Origin of the sequence: Sphingopyxis terrae subsp. terrae NBRC 15098, from assembly GCF_001598815.1 — a bacterium.
Classification (GTDB): domain Bacteria; phylum Pseudomonadota; class Alphaproteobacteria; order Sphingomonadales; family Sphingomonadaceae; genus Sphingopyxis; species Sphingopyxis terrae.
Genome location: NZ_BCZQ01000003.1, coordinates 471,915 through 488,323, shown reverse-complemented (window position 1 = coordinate 488,323; position 16,409 = coordinate 471,915). Strand labels below are relative to the sequence as shown.

At 67.0% G+C, this 16,409-nt stretch carries 14 protein-coding genes and 1 pseudogene; 7 read left to right on the top strand and 8 right to left on the bottom strand.

Annotated elements, in window-relative coordinates; all coding sequences use genetic code 11:
- The first annotated feature begins 14 nt into the window (after positions 1-14).
- From STE01S_RS02420 to STE01S_RS02395, 6 genes are all read left to right on the top strand, one after another.
- On the top strand, positions 15-1,283 hold the full coding sequence (locus tag STE01S_RS02420) for a D-arabinono-1,4-lactone oxidase (protein WP_062764430.1): 1,269 nt from the start codon (positions 15-17) through the stop codon (positions 1,281-1,283).
- On the top strand, positions 1,280-2,425 hold the full coding sequence (locus STE01S_RS02415) for a DSD1 family PLP-dependent enzyme (protein WP_062764428.1): 1,146 nt from the start codon (positions 1,280-1,282) through the stop codon (positions 2,423-2,425). Before STE01S_RS02420 ends, STE01S_RS02415 begins: the two co-directional genes overlap by 4 nt.
- Positions 2,422-3,102, top strand: a complete 681-nt coding sequence (locus STE01S_RS02410) for a TetR/AcrR family transcriptional regulator (protein ID WP_062764426.1) — start codon at positions 2,422-2,424, stop codon at positions 3,100-3,102. The genes STE01S_RS02415 and STE01S_RS02410 overlap by 4 nt, the downstream gene beginning before the upstream one ends.
- Before the next feature lie 108 nt (positions 3,103-3,210).
- A complete protein-coding gene (locus tag STE01S_RS02405) occupies positions 3,211-5,727 on the top strand; it encodes a penicillin-binding protein 1A (RefSeq protein WP_062764424.1) in 2,517 nt (838 codons plus the stop codon).
- Between the two features lie 61 nt (positions 5,728-5,788).
- On the top strand, positions 5,789-6,916 hold the full coding sequence (gene prfB / locus STE01S_RS02400; protein ID WP_040590389.1) for a peptide chain release factor 2: 1,128 nt from the start codon (positions 5,789-5,791) through the stop codon (positions 6,914-6,916).
- The gene (locus STE01S_RS02395) at positions 6,916-7,659 is read left to right on the top strand and encodes a class I SAM-dependent methyltransferase (protein WP_003048721.1); all 744 of its coding nucleotides are present in this window, start codon (positions 6,916-6,918) and stop codon (positions 7,657-7,659) included. The genes prfB and STE01S_RS02395 overlap by 1 nt, the downstream gene beginning before the upstream one ends.
- 10 nt (positions 7,660-7,669) lie before the next feature.
- Here the strand turns inward: STE01S_RS02395 and STE01S_RS02390 are convergent, their stop codons facing one another.
- From STE01S_RS02390 to STE01S_RS02355, 8 genes and pseudogenes are all read right to left on the bottom strand, one after another.
- Positions 7,670-8,044, bottom strand: coding sequence for a DsrE family protein (locus tag STE01S_RS02390; RefSeq protein ID WP_255265852.1), 375 nt, complete (start codon positions 8,042-8,044; stop codon positions 7,670-7,672).
- Complete coding sequence (locus STE01S_RS02385; RefSeq protein WP_062764422.1) at positions 8,023-8,772, bottom strand: HesA/MoeB/ThiF family protein; 750 nt, start codon at positions 8,770-8,772, stop codon at positions 8,023-8,025. Before STE01S_RS02385 ends, STE01S_RS02390 begins: the two co-directional genes overlap by 22 nt.
- Positions 8,773-8,877: 105 nt before the next feature.
- Positions 8,878-9,339: pseudogene (gene dut / locus STE01S_RS02380) on the bottom strand (dUTP diphosphatase); the annotation flags it as partial.
- Positions 9,302-10,564, bottom strand: a complete 1,263-nt coding sequence (gene coaBC / locus STE01S_RS02375) for a bifunctional phosphopantothenoylcysteine decarboxylase/phosphopantothenate--cysteine ligase CoaBC (RefSeq protein WP_003048728.1) — start codon at positions 10,562-10,564, stop codon at positions 9,302-9,304. The pseudogene dut and the gene coaBC, both read right to left, overlap by 38 nt.
- 52 nt (positions 10,565-10,616) lie before the next feature.
- Positions 10,617-11,732, bottom strand: a complete 1,116-nt coding sequence (locus STE01S_RS02370) for a glycosyltransferase 87 family protein (RefSeq protein WP_062764418.1) — start codon at positions 11,730-11,732, stop codon at positions 10,617-10,619.
- On the bottom strand, positions 11,720-12,847 hold the full coding sequence (locus STE01S_RS02365; RefSeq protein WP_062764416.1) for a glycosyltransferase: 1,128 nt from the start codon (positions 12,845-12,847) through the stop codon (positions 11,720-11,722). Before STE01S_RS02365 ends, STE01S_RS02370 begins: the two co-directional genes overlap by 13 nt.
- Positions 12,848-12,960: 113 nt before the next feature.
- Positions 12,961-14,508, bottom strand: a complete 1,548-nt coding sequence (ubiB, locus tag STE01S_RS02360; RefSeq protein ID WP_062764414.1) for a 2-polyprenylphenol 6-hydroxylase — start codon at positions 14,506-14,508, stop codon at positions 12,961-12,963.
- Positions 14,509-14,650: 142 nt separating this feature from the next.
- Positions 14,651-15,388: a class I SAM-dependent methyltransferase gene (locus STE01S_RS02355; RefSeq protein ID WP_062764412.1), complete on the bottom strand. Its 738-nt coding sequence runs from the start codon at positions 15,386-15,388 to the stop codon at positions 14,651-14,653.
- 92 nt (positions 15,389-15,480) lie between these two features.
- Here STE01S_RS02355 and mutM point away from each other — a divergent pair, with 92 nt between their 5' ends.
- A complete protein-coding gene (gene mutM / locus STE01S_RS02350; RefSeq protein WP_003048737.1) occupies positions 15,481-16,293 on the top strand; it encodes a bifunctional DNA-formamidopyrimidine glycosylase/DNA-(apurinic or apyrimidinic site) lyase in 813 nt (270 codons plus the stop codon).
- The last annotated feature ends 116 nt before the right edge of the window (positions 16,294-16,409 follow it).

Below are 16,409 nucleotides of genomic sequence, written 5' to 3'. Positions count from 1 at the left end.
GGCGGGAGAGTGGCATGGCGACGGCAGAAGCAGGGTGGAGCAACTGGTCGGGCAGCGTGAGTGCTCCAGCCAGGGTGGCACGACCGACGAACGAGGCGGCGCTTTCCGCGCTGGTGCGCGAGGCCGCCAAGGTGCGCGCGGTCGGCGCCGGGCACAGCTTCATGCCGCTATGCCGGTCGGACGAACTGATCGTCAGCCTCGACGCGATGACGGGCGAGCTCAGTATCGCCCCCGATCGTCAGACCGCGCGCATCCCGGCAGGATGGAGCATCAAGCGGCTGACCGAGGCGCTGTGGCAGCACGGCCTTGCGCTCGCCAACCAGGGCGATGTCAATCCGCAGGCGCTGGCGGGCGCGATGGCGACGGGCACGCACGGGACCGGCGTCAATCTCGGCTCGCTGTCGACCTTTGCGCGGGGCTTCCGGCTGATCGGCGCCGACGGCGCGACGCGCTGGTGCGACGCGCAGGAAAACCCCGATCTGTTCGCGGCGCAGCGGCTGTCGCTCGGGCTGTTCGGCATCGCGACCGAGATCGAGGTTGCCGTCGTCCCTGCCTTTCATCTGGTCGAACGGATCGAGAAAAGGCGCTGGGACGAAATCCGCGAAAGCTACGACGAGCTTGCCGAGCAGCACCGCCACATCGAATTCTGGATATTTCCGCACGCCGAGCATGTGATCCTGAAGACGTTGACGCCGTGCGACCCGTGCGATCCGCCGCGCTCGACGAGCGATGTCGACGAAAGCGCGTTCCGCCGCGCGCTCGACATCGCGGCCTTCGCGCCCTTTCTGACCCCGCTGCTCCAGCGCGCGATGATGAAGACGCGCTTCGACGGCGAGCGACGCGGCCCCGCGCACAGCATCTTTCCGTCCGACCGCACGATCCGTTTCGAGGAAATGGAATATGAACTGCCGCGCGCCGCGGGCCTCGCCGCGCTCGACGCCGTGATCGGCTGGATTCGCGCCGGGCGTTTGCCCGTGACCTTTCCCTTCGAATATCGCACCGTCGCCGCCGACGATATCTGGATGAGTCCGATGAACGCGGGGCCGGTCGCTGCGATCTCGATGCACCAATATGCGAAAATGCCATGGGCGGATCATTTTGCCGGTGCCGAGGCGATTTTCCGGGCGCATGGCGGGCGGCCGCATTGGGCGAAGCGCCACACGTTGACGCGCGCCGATGTCGATGCGCTCTATCCGATGGCCGAACGCTATCGCGCGGTCCGCCGCGCCGCCGATCCGCATGGCAAATTTCTGAACCCGCATCTGGAGGCGCTGTTTTCATGAGCGACGATCTGACCCTGCACGCCCATCTCGTCGGCCGTCAGGGGGCGCGCGCCGACCTCAATACGCCGGTGCTCGTCCTCGATATCGAGGCGCTCGACCGCAATATCGCGGCAATGGCGGGGCTGGCCGCTGCGCGTGGCATCGGCCTCAGGCCCCATGCCAAGACCCACAAGAGCGTCGATATCGCGAAGCGCCAGCTTGCGGCGGGCGCCGCCGGGGTCTGCTGCGCGAAGATCGGCGAGGCGGAGGCGCTTGCCGATGGCGGCATCACCGGCATCCTCATCACCTCGCCGGTCGCCGCGCCGCACGCGATCGAACGGCTTGCGGCGCTGGCGACGCATGCGGACGGGCTGATGGCGACGGTCGATCATCCCGATGTCGCAAAGCGGATCGATGCCGCGCTTGCGGCGCAGGGCGCGACGCTGGACGTGTTGATCGACATCGATCCCGGCATCGCGCGGACCGGCGTCGCCTCGCCCGAAAAGGCGGTCGACCTTGCGCGCGCCATCGCCGCGCTTCCGGCGCTGCGCTGGCGCGGCGTCCAATATTATTGCGGGTCGCAGCAACATATCGAGGATTATGCCGAGCGCCGCGCCGCGATCGTCGAGCGCACCGACTATCTGAAGACCGTGCTCGCCGCGCTTGCCGACGCGGATTTCGCGGCGGAAATCGTCAGCGGATCGGGGACGGGAACGCACCATATCGACCTCGACCTCGGCGTCTTTACCGAGCTGCAGGCGGGCTCCTACGTCTTCATGGACAAGCAATATTGCGACTGCGATCTGACCGGCGACGGCGCGGTACCGTTCGAGGTTGCGCTCGGTGTCGATGCGCGCGTCGTCAGCGCCAATCATAGCGGCCTCGTCACCATCGACGCAGGCTTCAAATCGCTGTCGACCGACGGCGGGGTCGCCGTGGTCCGGCGCGGCGCGCCCGCGGACAGCTTCTTCGCCTTCATGGGCGACGAACATGCCGCGCTGGTCGCGCCCGGCATCGGCGAACGGATGGCGCCGGGCGATCCGGTGACGCTGACCGTCCCGCACTGCGACCCGACCGTCAATCTCTATGACCATTATCATGTCGTCGCAGGCGACACGCTCGTCGCCATCTGGCCGGTGAGCGCGCGCGGCCGCGCGCGATGAGCGTCGCGGCGAAGGCGCCGCCGAAGCAGGACCGCGCGCGCGCCACCTATGACCGGCTGCTCGATGTCGCGGGCCTGCTCCTCGCCGAAGAGGGCATCGAGCGCATTTCGACCAACCGGATCGCCGCCGAGGCGGGGCTGAGCCCGCCCGCACTCTATCGCTATTTCGGCGACAAATATGCGGTTCTTGAGGCATTGGGCCGCCGGCTGATGGAGCGGCAGAATGCGGTGCTGGAGGCGTGGATCGAGCGGCACCGGCGCGGCGGCATCGCGGCGATGGCCGGGCATATCGGCGAACTGCTCGCCGAAACCGCCGCGGTGACGCGGGTCGAACCGGGCGCGGTGTGGACCTTGCGCGCGCTCCACGCGACCCCGCGGCTCGTCCATGTCCGGCTCGAATCGCATCGCCACGTCACCGACCGGCTGACCGATGCATGCGCTCCGCATTTGCCTGCTATTGGCCGGGACATGTTGTGGCGCCGGCTTCGCCTCGCGGTCGAGCTTGGCTTTGCCGCCGAAGAGATGACGAATGAAGAAGACTGCGTGCCGGCCGATTCCGTCCTTGCCGATGTTACCGCCATGCTGGGCGGACTGTTGCTCGACCTGACCCCCCTCCCGCAAGCGGGAGGGGTTGGGGGTGGGCCCGGACAGTCGGGTGGCCCACCCGGCTGCGACTAGCGAGCAAGCTCGCAAGTCTCGCTACCCCTCCCGCCTGCGGGAGGGGGATGCCCGACCACCGCAAGCCGCTTCCCTTTCGGCGAAGCAGGCTTTAGAGGCAGGCCAATCATGGTCGCCGACAGCACGTCCCACTTCCGTTACCGCCTGCGCCGCGACAGCAACGCCGTCATTGGCTGGTTCCGGCAGATGTGGACGCGGCGCTGGTTCCGCTGGCTCGGCTATCTTGCGCTGGCGGGCGTGGCCGCACTGGCGCTGCTGTGGGCGATCTTCGCGCGTAACCTGCCTTCGGTCGACCAGCTGCGCGACTATCAGCCGCCGCTGCCGACGATGGTGCGCGACGGCGAGGGCAAGCCCGTCCACAGCTATGCACGCGAGCGCCGCGTCCAGCTGGAATATGCCGAATATCCCCAGCTTCTCGTCCGCGCCTTTCTCGCGGCCGAGGACCGCACCTTCTTCGAACATGGCGGGATCGACTATCCCGGCATCGCGACCGCGATCCTGACCAACCTGAAGCGCGACGGCCGTCCGGTCGGCGCGTCGACGATCACGCAACAGGTGGCGAAGAATCTGCTGCTGACGGGCGAGGTCAGCTATACTCGCAAGATTCGCGAGGCGATCCTCGCCAAGCGGATCGAGGCGGCGCTGACGAAGCAGCAGATCCTCGAACTGTATCTCAACGAGATCCCGCTCGGCCGTCGCAGCTTCGGCGTCCAGGCCGCGGCGCGCGCCTATTTCGACAAGGATGTCGATCAGCTCGCGCTTCACGAAATGGCCTTCCTCGCCATTTTGCCCAAGGCACCCGAAACCTACGGCCGCGCGCGCAATACCGACAAGGCGATCGCGCGGCGCAATTTCGTGCTTTCTGAAATGTTCCGCAACGGCTGGATCACCGCGGCGCAGCGCGACGCCGCGCAGGCGATGCCGCTCGGCCTATCTGAAACGGGCAACAAGGCGGTCGCGCAGGTCGGCGGCTATTATATGGAAGAGGTGCGCCGCCAGCTGATCGACCAGTTCGGCGAGACCCCCGAGGACGGCCCCCTCAGCGTCTATGGCGGCGGGCTTTGGGTGCGCACCCCCTATGACGACAAGATGCAGCAGGCCGCGACCGGCGCGCTGCGCCGCGGCCTCGTCCGCTACGACACCGGCAAGGGCTGGTCGGGACCGATTGCGCGGATCGAGGCCGACGACAAATGGCGCAGCCGCCTCGCATCGAGCTTCATCGGCATCGACTACGACAATTGGCGCGTGGCCGCAGTGCTCGCCAAAACGGCCGGCGAGGCGCGCATCGGCTTTGCCGACGGCGAAGAGGGCCGCCTGCCCGCAGGCGCCGCGAGCATGGGCTATCGCAAGACGGGCGGCAGCGCCTTTTCGGCGATGCGCCCGGGCGACCTGATCGCGGTCAAGGCGACCGGGCCCGGCGTATATACGCTGAAGAACATCCCCGAAGTGTCGGGCGGCATGGTCGTCGAAAGCCCCCATTCGGGCCGCGTCTATGCGATGCAGGGCGGGTTCGACGTCCGCCTGTCGCCGTTCAACCGCGCGACCCAGGCCGAACGCCAGCCGGGGTCGACGATCAAGCCCTTCGTCTATGCGACGGCACTCGACAATGGCATGACGCCGGCGACGCTGATCGTTGACGGCCCCTTCTGCGTCTATCAGGGCGCGCGCTTCGGCAACAAATGCTTCCGCAACTTCGGCGGCGCGAGCGGCAGCGGCGAGCATACGATGCGCTGGGGCCTCGAACAGTCGCGCAACCTGATGACGGTCAGGACGGCGAGCCAGATCGGGATGGAACCGATCGTCGAAACGATCAAGACGATGGGGATCGGGACGCACGAACCCTATCTGTCGACCGCGCTCGGCGCCGGGTCGACGACGGTCGAAAAGATGGTCAACGCCTTTTCGATGCTCGCGAACCACGGCCGCGAGCTCAAGCCCCGACTGATCGACTATGTCCAGGATCGCCGCGGCAAGGTGATTTTCCCCAAGAACTGGAGGCCCTGCGACGGGTGCAACAGCGACGATTGGGATGGCAAGCCGATGCCGCGCTTCACGCCGTCGGGCAAGCAACTGATGGACCCGATGACCGCCTATCAGGTCGTCCATATGCTCGAAGGTGTCGTCCAGCGCGGGACCGCGCAGGTGCTGCGCGATCTGAACGTGCCGCTGTTCGGCAAGACGGGGACGACCACCGGCCCGACCGACGTCTGGTTCGTCGGCGGCACCCCCGACGTCGTTGCCGGGCTCTACATGGGCTATGACCAGCCGCGCAGCATGGGCGGCTATGCGCAGGGCGGCAGCCTCGCCGCGCCGGTCTTCAAGCAATTCTTTCTCGAATCGCTGACCGACCGGCCGCCGGTGCCGTTCATAGCGCCGAAGAATATCCGTATGGTGCGTATCGACCGCCAGTCGGGCCGCCGTGTCTATGGCGCGTGGCCGGGGACCGATCCCAAGGCGGCGATCATCTGGGAAGCCTTCAAGCCCGAAAGCGAACCGCGCCGGACGATCCGCGAAGAAGAGATCAAGCCCGCCGCCTCCGCCAAGCGACCCGATGCGCCGGTACAGGAAGGCAATGGCCGGCGCAGCGACGCCGACTTCCTCGACGACCGCGGCGGTATCATCTGACGGCTTGCCTCGCGCGGCTGAGCCACTATGGCCGTCGCCTACAGTTTCAGGAGCAAAGACCATGCGCGCCGAAGCGCAGGATCATGTCGATACCATCAACGCCGCGCTGGCGCTCTTGCGCCGTTTCCTTGACTGGGACCGCGCGGTGCGCCGCCTCGACGAACTCAATGCGAAGGTCGAGGACCCGACGCTTTGGGACAATCCCAAGGCGGCGCAGGATGTCATGCGCGAACGCCGCCGTCTCGACGAGGCGATCACCGCGACGCGGTCGATCGAAAAGGAGATGGGCGATACGGTCGAACTGATCGAGCTTGCCGAGATGGAGGGCGACGAGGCGCTGGTCGATGACGCGGTGCAGTCGCTCGCCACGCTGGCGGCGCGCGCCGAAGAGGACAAGATCAAGGCACTGCTCGCGGGCGAGGCCGACAGCTATGACTGCTATATCGAGGTTCACGCCGGCGCCGGCGGCACCGAAAGCCAGGACTGGGCCGAAATGTTGCAGCGCATGTATATGCGCTGGGCCGAAAAGCGCGGCATGAAGGTCGAACTGATCGAGTATCAGGCGGGCGAACAGGCGGGCATCAAATCGGCGACGATGCTGGTCAAGGGCGAGAATGCCTATGGCTATGCCAAAACCGAGAGCGGCGTTCACCGCCTCGTCCGCATTTCGCCCTACGACAGCTCGGCGCGCCGCCACACCAGCTTTTCCAGCGTCTGGGTCTATCCGGTGATCGACGACAATATCGAGATCGAGATCAACGAAGGCGACCTCAAGATCGACACCTATCGTGCTTCGGGCGCGGGCGGGCAGCACGTCAACACGACCGATTCGGCGGTGCGTATCACGCACATCCCGACCGGCATCGTCGTCGCGAGCCAGAACGACCGGTCGCAGCACAAGAACCGCGCCACCGCGATGGGCATGCTGAAGGCGCGAATGTACGAGGCGGAGCTCCAGAAGCGCGAAGCCGCGGCTTCGGGCGAATATCAGGCCAAGACCGAAATCGGCTGGGGCCACCAGATCCGCTCCTATGTCCTCCAGCCCTACCAGCTGGTGAAGGATTTGCGCACCGGCGTGACCTCGACTGCGCCCTCCGACGTGCTCGATGGCGCGCTCGATCCCTTCATGGCGGCGGCGCTGTCGCAGAAGGTGACGGGCGAAAAGGTCGAGGTGGAGGATATCGACTGATGCGCCGCCGCGCGGCCCGGCCTGCGGCACTGCCGCTGTTCGCCGCGCTGGCTGCGCTGTCGCTGCTCGGGGGATGCAACGCGCCGTGGAGCGACAATAGCGACCGTCCCGAAACCGCGCGCGACTTTCCGCCCGCCGACCGTCCGGTCGCGCCGATCACCTCGACCAAATGGTCGACCGAAGAGGCGCGCGACCGCGTCAACGAAGCCGACGACATCATGGATTCAGCCGACGTGCGCCCCGGCATGACCGTGGCCGACATCGGCGCCGGCGATGGCTATTATACAGTGCGGCTCGCGCCACGGGTCGGCCAGTCGGGCCGCGTGCTGGCGCAGGATATCCAGCCCGAAGTGATCGAGCGGCTCGCCGACCGTGTCGCGCGCGAACGGCTCGATAACGTGTCGCTCAAACTTGGTGCGGTCGACGATCCGCGCCTGCCCGCGGCCAGCTTCGACCGCGTGTTCATGGTCCATATGTATCACGAGATCGGCGAGCCCTATGCCTTTCTGTGGCGCCTGCGCCCGGCGCTGCGCCGGGACGGGCAGGTGATCGTCGTCGACGGCGATCGTCCGATCGCCCAGCATGGCACACCCTTTCGCCTGCTCGTCTGCGAATTCGAGGCGGTGGGCTTCAAGCTTCTGTCCTATGACGACAAGGCGCACGCGGGCGGCTATCTCGCGCGCTTTGTACCCGATGGTCAGCGCCCGGCGCCCAAAGCCATCAAGGTCTGCAAGAACCCCTAGGGTCCTGACCCTAGTAGACCAGCAGCCTGTCGTCGGCGCGCGCGTCGGCAAGGAAACTGACGAGGCCAGCGGCGCGCACCTGCGGCACCAGGTCGTTCGCCGTCATGCCCGCGAGCGCGATACCCGACTGACAGACGAACAGGTCGACATCCATCGCCATCGCCTCGGCGATCAGTGCGGCAAGCCCCGGCTGGCCGACCGCCTCGCGCGCGCTGTCGCCGGCAAAGGTGACGGGGGTACGCAGCAGCGCCGCCGCCTCGCCCTGCAGGAACAGCCGCGCCGGGCGGCCGAGCGCCGCGGCGGCGATCCCCGTCTCCAGCGCGGCATAGAAGCGCGCGCCGTCCCGGCTCGCGACGATGATGCTCAGGCGCTGCATATCGGACATATCGGCTCCTTTGCGACACCGACCTCGCGCCAGCGGCGATCGAGCATGTCGAGGATGGCGAGGCGGCCGGTCAGCGGTTGGCCCCAGCCGGTCAGCGCGCGCACCGCTTCGAGCGCAGCCATCGCTCCGATCATTCCGGCGAGCGCGCCCATCACGCCCGCTTCGGCACAGTTGATGCCTGGTCGGTCGGGATCGTCGCCGACCAGACAGGCGTAGCAGGGGCTGTCGCCGCGCCAGCCTTCATAGAGCGCGATCTGTCCCTCGAACGCGCCGATGGCGGCGCTGAGCAGCGGAATCTCGCGCGCGACCGCCGCGCGGTTGACCGCGAGGCGGGTGGCGAAATTGTCGCATCCGTCGAGGATCAGGGTCGCACCGGCCAGCAGCGCTTCGGCATTGCCCGTATCGAGCCGCGCCTCGACCACCGCCGCTTCGACATGGGGGTTGATGCGCCGCGCGGCGTCTGCCGCGACGACCGCCTTGGGACGGCCGATGTCGGCATCGGTAAACAGCGGCTGACGCTGCAGATTGGAAAGTTCGACGCGATCATCGTCGATGATCGTCAGCCTGCCGACCCCCGCTGCCGCCAGATAGGTGATCGCCGGACAGCCGATCCCGCCCGCGCCGATCAGCGCGACATGCGCCGCCTTCAGCTTCGCCTGCCCCGCGCCGCCGAATTGCGGCAGGATGATCTGGCGCGCATAGCGGTCGAGTTCGGCGTCGCTGAGCAAGACCTATTCGCCCGGCCGCCGCATCTTCATCGCCGCGAGCGACCCGACATTGGCGGGCGCATCCTGGTCGCCCTCGCTCTGTTCGTCGGCCGTGCCGCTCGCGACCCCGGTCGATCCGAAGCCCCCCGCGCCGCGCACCGTTTCGTCGAGCGTCTCCACCTCGGCAAAGATCGCGCGCTGGACGGGCGCGGGCACGATCTGCGCGATGCGGTCGCCGCGTTTGATTTCGAACACCTCGTCGCCGAGATTGGCGAGGATCACCTTCACCTCGCCGCGATAGTCGCTGTCGATCGTCCCCGGCGTGTTGAGGCAGGTGATGCCGTGCTTGATCGCGAGGCCCGAGCGGGGGCGCACCTGCACCTCATAGCCTGCGGGAATCGCCATCGCGAAGCCGGTCGCAACCGCGTGGCGCGCGCCGGGGCGCAGAGTCAGCGTCTCGGCCGCGACGATGTCCATCCCCGCTGCGCCGTCGCTGGCATAGGCCGGAACCGGCAGGCCGCCGCCGTTGGGCAGGCGCTGGAGGCGGATCTCAATCATCGGCAAGGGGGACGCGGGTATCGAGTTCATCGGCGATTTTTTCCATCAATTTGCGGGCGACGGCTTCCTTGGGCAGTCGGTCCCAACTGTCGACGCCAGCCTTGCTGACGATATGAACGCGGTTCGTCTCGCCGCCCATCGGGTCCGCCGAGACATCGTTGGCGACGATCAGGTCGCAGCCCTTGCGGGCGAGCTTTGCCTGGGCATGAGCGATCACGTCGTTGGTTTCGGCGGCGAAGCCGACGAGCAGCGGCGGCCGCTTGGCGCTCTTCGCGACGCTCGCCAGAATGTCGGGATTTTCTGCCAGCGCGAGCGGCGGCACCTCGCCGCTGCCGTCCTTCTTGATCTTCTGCGCCGATGTGTCGGCGGCGCGCCAGTCGGCAACTGCGGCGACCATGATCGCGGCGTCGACGGGCAGTCCCGCCTCGACCTCGGCCGCCATTTCGCGCGCGGTTTCGACATCGACGCGAACCACCCCCGGCGGCGTCGGCAGCGGTACCGGCCCCGCGACCAGCAGCACCTCCGCGCCCGCTTCGGCGGCGGCGGCGGCGATCGCGAAGCCCTGCTTGCCGCTCGACCGGTTGGCGATGTAGCGGACGGGGTCGATCGGTTCGTGGGTCGGTCCCGCGGTGACGAGGATGCGGCGGCCATAGAGCGGGCGGTGGCGCGACGGCGCGAAATCGGGCTGGCCGCCGAGCGGCCGGACAATCGTGCCTTGCGCCAGCGCCGCCTCGATCGCCGCCTTGATCGCTTCGGGCTCGGGCAGGCGGCCGGGGCCATATTCGCCGCACGCCATTTCGCCCTCGTCGGGCTCCATCACCGTCACCCCGTCGCCGCGCAGCGTCGCGACATTGCGCTGGGTCGCGGGGTGCAGCCACATGCGTACGTTCATAGCGGGCGCCGCGAGCACCGGCTTGTCGGTCGCGAGCAGCAAGGTTGTCGCCAGATCGTCGGCGATGCCCCCCGCCATCTTTGCCAGCAGATCAGCGGTCGCGGGGGCAACGACGACCAGGTCGGCTTCGCGTGAAAGCTGGATATGCCCCATCTCGACCTCGTCCTTCAGGTCGAAAAGATATGTATATACTTTATTTTCGGACAGGGCGGCGAGCGTCAGCGGGGTGACGAACTGCTCGCCCGCGCGCGTCAGCACGCAGCGCACGCTATGGCCGGCCTTGCGGAGCAGGCGCACCAGCTCGATGGCTTTGTAGGCGGCGATGCCGCCGCCGATGATCAGAAGGATACGCCGATGGGTCATGACCCTATCCTATAGGATGTCCGCGCCCGCGATCCACGCAGATTCTGACCGCTCAGACCGCGGGTACGGAAACCGGTGACGGCACTGCCCGGATCGACCGGTACAGGGCAAAGAGTGCGGCGGGCGCGAAGATAAGCCCCACGAACAATGTCGGTTCGATCAGCATCGCCCAGTAAAAATTATTGGGGCGAGCGAACAGCATCAGCATCGCCGCATAGCCGAGCTGGACGATCAGCATCGTCGTTCCCAGCCGCGACCGCCATGCGGCCCAGCCAAGCAAGGCCAGCGGCACCACCGGCACCATCGTCCACGCCGGAAGAAAGCGGAATGCCGACGACACATGGACGAAGGACAGATAAGCAGGCCATCCGCCCATCCCGCTCCAGCCTGGGGTGGTCATATCGTCGGGGCGGACAAAGGCGGTCAGCGTCGCCGCGTGCCACGCCATCAAGGCCAGGAAACCCAGTCCGATGCCAAGCCAGCCGGCGGCGGCGCGCCAATCGCGGTCGATCAGCGCGAACAGGCCCAGCAACATCGCCACGGGCAGCACCGTTTCCCGCATCGCCAGCGCGAGCGCGATCACGGCCATCGCCGGCCAGGGGCGGGCAGGGCGATAGAGGGCGAGCGCCAGCGCGATCAGCACGCCCGCCACCACTTCGTGCATCAGCACCCATTGGCGCGATACGATCTGCGACATGTTGGCCGCCATCAGAAGCGCGCCGAAGCGCGCGTAGCGCGGCAGGTCGTCATCGGCCATCAACCGCTTTCGCCACAGAAGGATCGCCGCAAGGCCGGTCAACGTCAGCAGCGCGACCGACCCGCGCAGGCCGATCACCGCCATGATTTCGGCTTGGGTGGGTAGGCGCACCGTAAAGAAAGGATGCAGCGGATAGCGATGCGCGCGCTGCGTTTCCGTCGCGGCAGGATAATAGGATTGGCCCGCCTCCATCTTGCGCAGGATGTTGAGGTACAGCGCATGGTCGCCGACCATGCCTTCGAACTTCATCGATGTGGGCTTGGCGGGCTGTACCCTCTTGCCGCCCACGCCGCCGCTCCATCCGGCCACCATCAGCGCGGCGAGCAGGACCAGCACGACCGCGGCCCAGAGACGCGGGATGGCCGAAAAGCGGTTCCAGCCGGTGCCGGCCGCCGGTGCTATTTGCGCCACGTCAGCGCCGAAGACATGGCGAAATTCCAGATCGCGCCCACCAAGACCCCGGCGACGCCCGCGACCCACCAACGCTCATTCTGCCCGGCGAGCCAGGTGCCGATGCCGATATTGGCAAGCGCGCCAACCGCCGAGATCGCATAGAAGCTCGCCAGTCCGCCCAGCACCGCCCAGCCCTTGAGCTTGCGGTCGGCGTAGGTGAAGCTGTTATTGAGGAAGAAATTGAACGCGATCGCGGTCACGACCGCGCCGGTCTGCGCCATCATGAAACTGTTGCCTGCGGTCAGCAGCGCCCACAGCACCGACAGGTGGACGAAGACGCCCAGTCCGCCGACCATCAGGAATTTCAGCAGACGGACCGGCACGAAGCGGCCGATCGTCTTTTCGGCGAGCAGTTCGGCATATTCGGCGATGACGCGCGCGCCGATCTTGCTCTCGCCCGCTTCGCGGGTGCGGAATTGATAGGGAACTTCAGCGACGCGCAGCGGCGTCGGCGACGACGCCAATATGTCGGCCAATATCTTGAAACCGATCGCCGACAGGCGCGGCAGCGCTGCTTCGAAAGCTTCGCGGCGCATCGCGAAAAAGCCGCTCATCGGATCGCTCACCTTGGTGCGCAGCGCGATCTGACCGATCTTCGTAGCAAACTGGCTCATCGACACGCGCAGCGCGCTCCATTCGCCGACGCCACCGCCATCGACATAGCGGGTGCCGACGGCGATGTCGGCGTCGTTCGACGCCACCGCGTCGATCAGGCGCGGCAGCGCGTCTTCGCTGTGCTGAAGATCGCCGTCCATCACCGCGATCACCGGAGCGGCCGTCGCCAGCACTCCTTCGATCACCGCTGACGACAGGCCGCGGCGGCCGACGCGCTGAACGATGCGGACGTGGCGCGAGGTGCGCGCGATACGGCGCACGACGTCGCTGGTGCCGTCGGGCGAATTATCGTCGACGAACAGCACTTCCCAGCCGCGACCGGCAAGCACGTTCGTCAGCTTCTCGACCAGCCGCTCGACATTGGCGGCCTCGTTGAGCGTCGGGACGACGACCGCGACTTCGAGCGGGAGGGTGTCAACCGACACGATCGGGTCGGCAAGGGCGGTTTCGTGGTGCATGTCGGGTGAAGATGCCTCGGTTCGATCGAGCGGTACCGCCCTGTTGGTCCTCAAAAAACGCTAGCGAATTAAGGTAAATCTTTGGTAATCACAATCGGCCTTGGCAGCGGCGATCAACCGCCCAGCGCAAGGAGGATCGCAGCGCCTGCGGCCGCCCCGGCGAGCGCCGTCAGCGCATAGCGCCAGGCCGTCCGCTTTTCGCCCTTTTCCCACATCAGCCGGACATCGGGGAGCGGCGGCGCGGGCGGAGCAGCACCCGGCTTCGGCAATTGCGCGTCGAGGCGGCGGATGATGTCGGGGATCAGCGCCAGCGTCCGCCCCTGTTCGCGCAGTCCGTCGGCCAGCGCGGCTTCGGGGCCCAGTTCGTCGCGAATCCAGCCTTGCACGAACGGTCCCGATACATCCCACATGTTGATCCGCGGATTGAGCATCGTGGCCACGCCCTCGACCATCACCATCGTCTTTTGCAGCAGCAGAAGATGCGGCTGGGTCTGCATGTCGAAGTCGCGGGTGATGGCAAACAGTCCGTCGAGCATCTGCCCGACCGACAGCTCGCTCACCGGTTTTCCGCGCATCGGCTCGCCGACCGCGCGCAGCGCCGTCGCGAATTCCTCGACGCTGTGATAGTCGGGGACATATTGCGCCTCGAAATGGATTTCGGCGACGCGGCGGTAATTGCCTGTGGTCAGCCCATAGAGGATCTCGGCGAGCCAGTAGCGCGCCTGCCGGTTGATCCGCCCCATGATACCGAAATCGACCGCCGCGATCGTCCCGTCGGCCTTCACGAACAAATTGCCCTGGTGCATGTCGGCGTGGAAGAACCCCTCGGCGATCGCCTGCCGCAGAAAGGCGTGGACCAGATTGGTCGCCAGCTTTTCCATATCGTGCCCCGCCGCGACGAGCGCCTCGCGGTGCGAAATCTTGATCCCGTCGATCCAGTCGAGCGTCATGACGCGCGACGCGGTGCGGTCCCAGTCGATCGCAGGCACTTCGTAGGTCGGCTCGGCCGCCATTGCCTCGCGCAGTTCGGACGCCGACGCCGCTTCGCGGCGCAGGTCGAGCTCGCGCAGCGTCCAGCGGCGGAAATTGGCGATCACCTGTCGCGGCCGCAGCCGTGCGGCTTCGCCGCCCAGTGCCTCGAGGTGCGCGGCCGCCCATTCATAGGTTTCGATGTCGCGCGCGAACTGCTTGTCGATGCCGGGGCGGCGAACCTTGACCGCGACCTGCCGGCCGTCGGTGGTCACCGCGCGGTGAACCTGCGCGATCGAGGCCGAGCCGACGGGGTCGGGATCGAATTCGCTGTACAGGCTTTCGAGCGGTGCCTCGAACGTCGCCTCGATCTCGGCACGGATGCGGGCAAAGGCCACGGGCGCGAGCGCGTCCTGCAGGGTCAGCAGGTTGCGCGCCGCCTCTTCGCCGACGAGATCGGGACGCGTCGCGAGCGTCTGGCCCAGCTTGACCGCCGCAGGCCCGATCGCCTGGAAGGCGGCGGCATAATCGGGCACCTTGGGCTGGATCGTGCCGATCCGTGCGATACGGCACAGCCGCTTGACCCCCGGCGGCGTCTGTGGCGCGGTCTCGATCCCGCGCAGCGCGCCGTGGCGCGCCAGGATGCGGCCCCACTTCAGCAGGCGGGCAATATGGGTGACGGGTCGGGTCACCTTGGCCCCCCTCCCGCTTGCGGGAGGGGGTGGGGGTGGGCCAGCAACGGCGACGTTGCCCACCCCGCTGTGACTAGCCAGTAAGCTGGCAAGTCTCGCTGCCCCTCCCGCGAGCGGGAGGGGGTAGTTTCGCTTATCGATCTCACGCCTTCCACCCGCTATGGATCGCGACCAGTCCGCCCAGAATCGGTTCGACTTTCACCGCGGTAAAGCCCGCATCGCGAATCATCTGCGCAAAACGCGGCATCGGCGGGAAGCGGCGGATCGATTCGATCAGATAGCGATAGCTGTCTTCATCGTCGGCGATCAGCTTGCCGAGCTTTGGTACCAGATGGTGCGAATAGGCGTCATAGACTTGTGCAAAGCCGGGCCATTCGTTGGTCGAAAATTCGAGGCAGAAAAAGCGCCCGCCATAGCGCAGAACGCGGTGCGCCTCTTTCAGCGCGGCGGGAATGTCGGTCACGTTGCGGATGCCGAAGGCGATCGTGTAGGCGTCGAAAAACTGGTCGGGAAAGCTCAGCTTTTCGGCATTTTGTTCGGACCATACCAGCGTGTCGATGCCGCGCTCCGCCGCGCGTTCCATGCCGACGCCCAGCATGTCGGGATTGATATCGGCGACCGTGATGCTCGCGCCCGACGGCTCCATGCGAAAGGCGATGTCGCCCGTGCCGCCCGCCATGTCGAGGATCGCTTCGCCCGCGCGCGGCTTGACGCGCCGGACAAAGCGGTCCTTCCACAGCCGGTGCATCCCGCCCGACATCGCGTCGTTCATGATGTCATATTTGCGCGCAACGCGGCTGAACACCTCGCCGACCATCGCGGTCTTCGCGGTCGCCGGGACCTGTTCATAGCCGAAGCTGACGGTGTCGGGGGTGGTCATCGGGTGCGCGCCTTTGCGGGGAAAGCCTGTTTCAGCAGCGCCTTTAGCCGGGCCTTGCCGCGCGCGCAAATGCCAGATACCGCTGGCGCGAAATGCCCGAGCTTCCCGAAGTCGAAACCACCGTGCGCGGCCTCGCGCCCTTTCTCGAGGGGCAGCGGCTCGTCACGGTCAGCACCTTCCGCCCCGATCTGCGGCGCCCCTTTCCCGCCGACCTTGCGCAGCGGCTGACCGGGGCGACGGTTACCCATCTCGCGCGGCGCGCCAAATATGGCATCGTCTCGACCGACCGCGACGACCATATGATCTTCCATCTCGGCATGTCGGGGCGCTGGCGCACCGAGGGCGGCGAAGCGGGCAAGCATGACCATCTGCTGCTCGAAACCGGCGCCGGACACAGGCTGTTCCTCCATGATCCGCGGCGGTTCGGGTCGGTCGATCTTGTGAATGGCGACCCGCTCGCGATCTTTCCAGCCTTCGTGACGCTGGGGCCGGAGCCGCTGTCGGACGATTTCGACGCCGCCTATCTGGCCAGCGCGCTCGCCGGCCGTCGCGCGCCGATCAAGGCGATGCTGCTCGACCAGACGATCGTCGCGGGACTCGGCAACATCTATGTGTGCGAGGCGCTCAACATGGCGCGAATCGCGCCGACCCGCGCCGCGGCCGACGTGTCGCGGGCAAAGCTCGGCGCACTGGCGCCGGCGATCAAGGCGGTGCTGGCGGCGGCGATCGCTGCCGGCGGTTCGACCTTGCGCGATTTCCTCAGTCCCGAAGGCGACCTCGGCTATTTCGCCAAGGATTGGCGCGTCTATGGCCGCGAGGGCGAGCGCTGCGAATGCGGCGGCACGATCGTGCGGATCGTCCAGTCGGGGCGGTCCACCTTCTATTGCCCCAAATGCCAGCGGTGAGCGTGATCGGATGCCGCTTTTCCAGCGAAAAGCGTTGACCTTCGGAGACATGCTGGCTATGGGCCCACCCTTCGAGCAGGGTCCGGTCAACCGGAACCGGCCGCATCCGGACATTG

Excerpts from the sequence above, each read along its gene's own strand:
- STE01S_RS02415 (WP_062764428.1), top strand. The coding sequence starts at position 1,280 with ATGAGCGACGATCTGACCCTGCACGCCCATCTCGTCGGCCGTCAGGGG.
- STE01S_RS02365 (WP_062764416.1), bottom strand. The coding sequence starts at position 12,847 with ATGCACCACGAAACCGCCCTTGCCGACCCGATCGTGTCGGTTGACACC.
- STE01S_RS02410 (WP_062764426.1), top strand. The coding sequence starts at position 2,422 with ATGAGCGTCGCGGCGAAGGCGCCGCCGAAGCAGGACCGCGCGCGCGCC.
- STE01S_RS02395 (WP_003048721.1), top strand. The coding sequence starts at position 6,916 with ATGCGCCGCCGCGCGGCCCGGCCTGCGGCACTGCCGCTGTTCGCCGCG.
- coaBC (WP_003048728.1), bottom strand. The coding sequence starts at position 10,564 with ATGACCCATCGGCGTATCCTTCTGATCATCGGCGGCGGCATCGCCGCC.
- STE01S_RS02355 (WP_062764412.1), bottom strand. The coding sequence starts at position 15,388 with ATGACCACCCCCGACACCGTCAGCTTCGGCTATGAACAGGTCCCGGCG.
- STE01S_RS02390 (WP_255265852.1), bottom strand. The coding sequence starts at position 8,044 with ATGTCCGATATGCAGCGCCTGAGCATCATCGTCGCGAGCCGGGACGGC.
- STE01S_RS02405 (WP_062764424.1), top strand. The coding sequence starts at position 3,211 with ATGGTCGCCGACAGCACGTCCCACTTCCGTTACCGCCTGCGCCGCGAC.
- prfB (WP_040590389.1), top strand. The coding sequence starts at position 5,789 with ATGCGCGCCGAAGCGCAGGATCATGTCGATACCATCAACGCCGCGCTG.
- mutM (WP_003048737.1), top strand. The coding sequence starts at position 15,481 with ATGCCCGAGCTTCCCGAAGTCGAAACCACCGTGCGCGGCCTCGCGCCC.
- STE01S_RS02420 (WP_062764430.1), top strand. The coding sequence starts at position 15 with ATGGCGACGGCAGAAGCAGGGTGGAGCAACTGGTCGGGCAGCGTGAGT.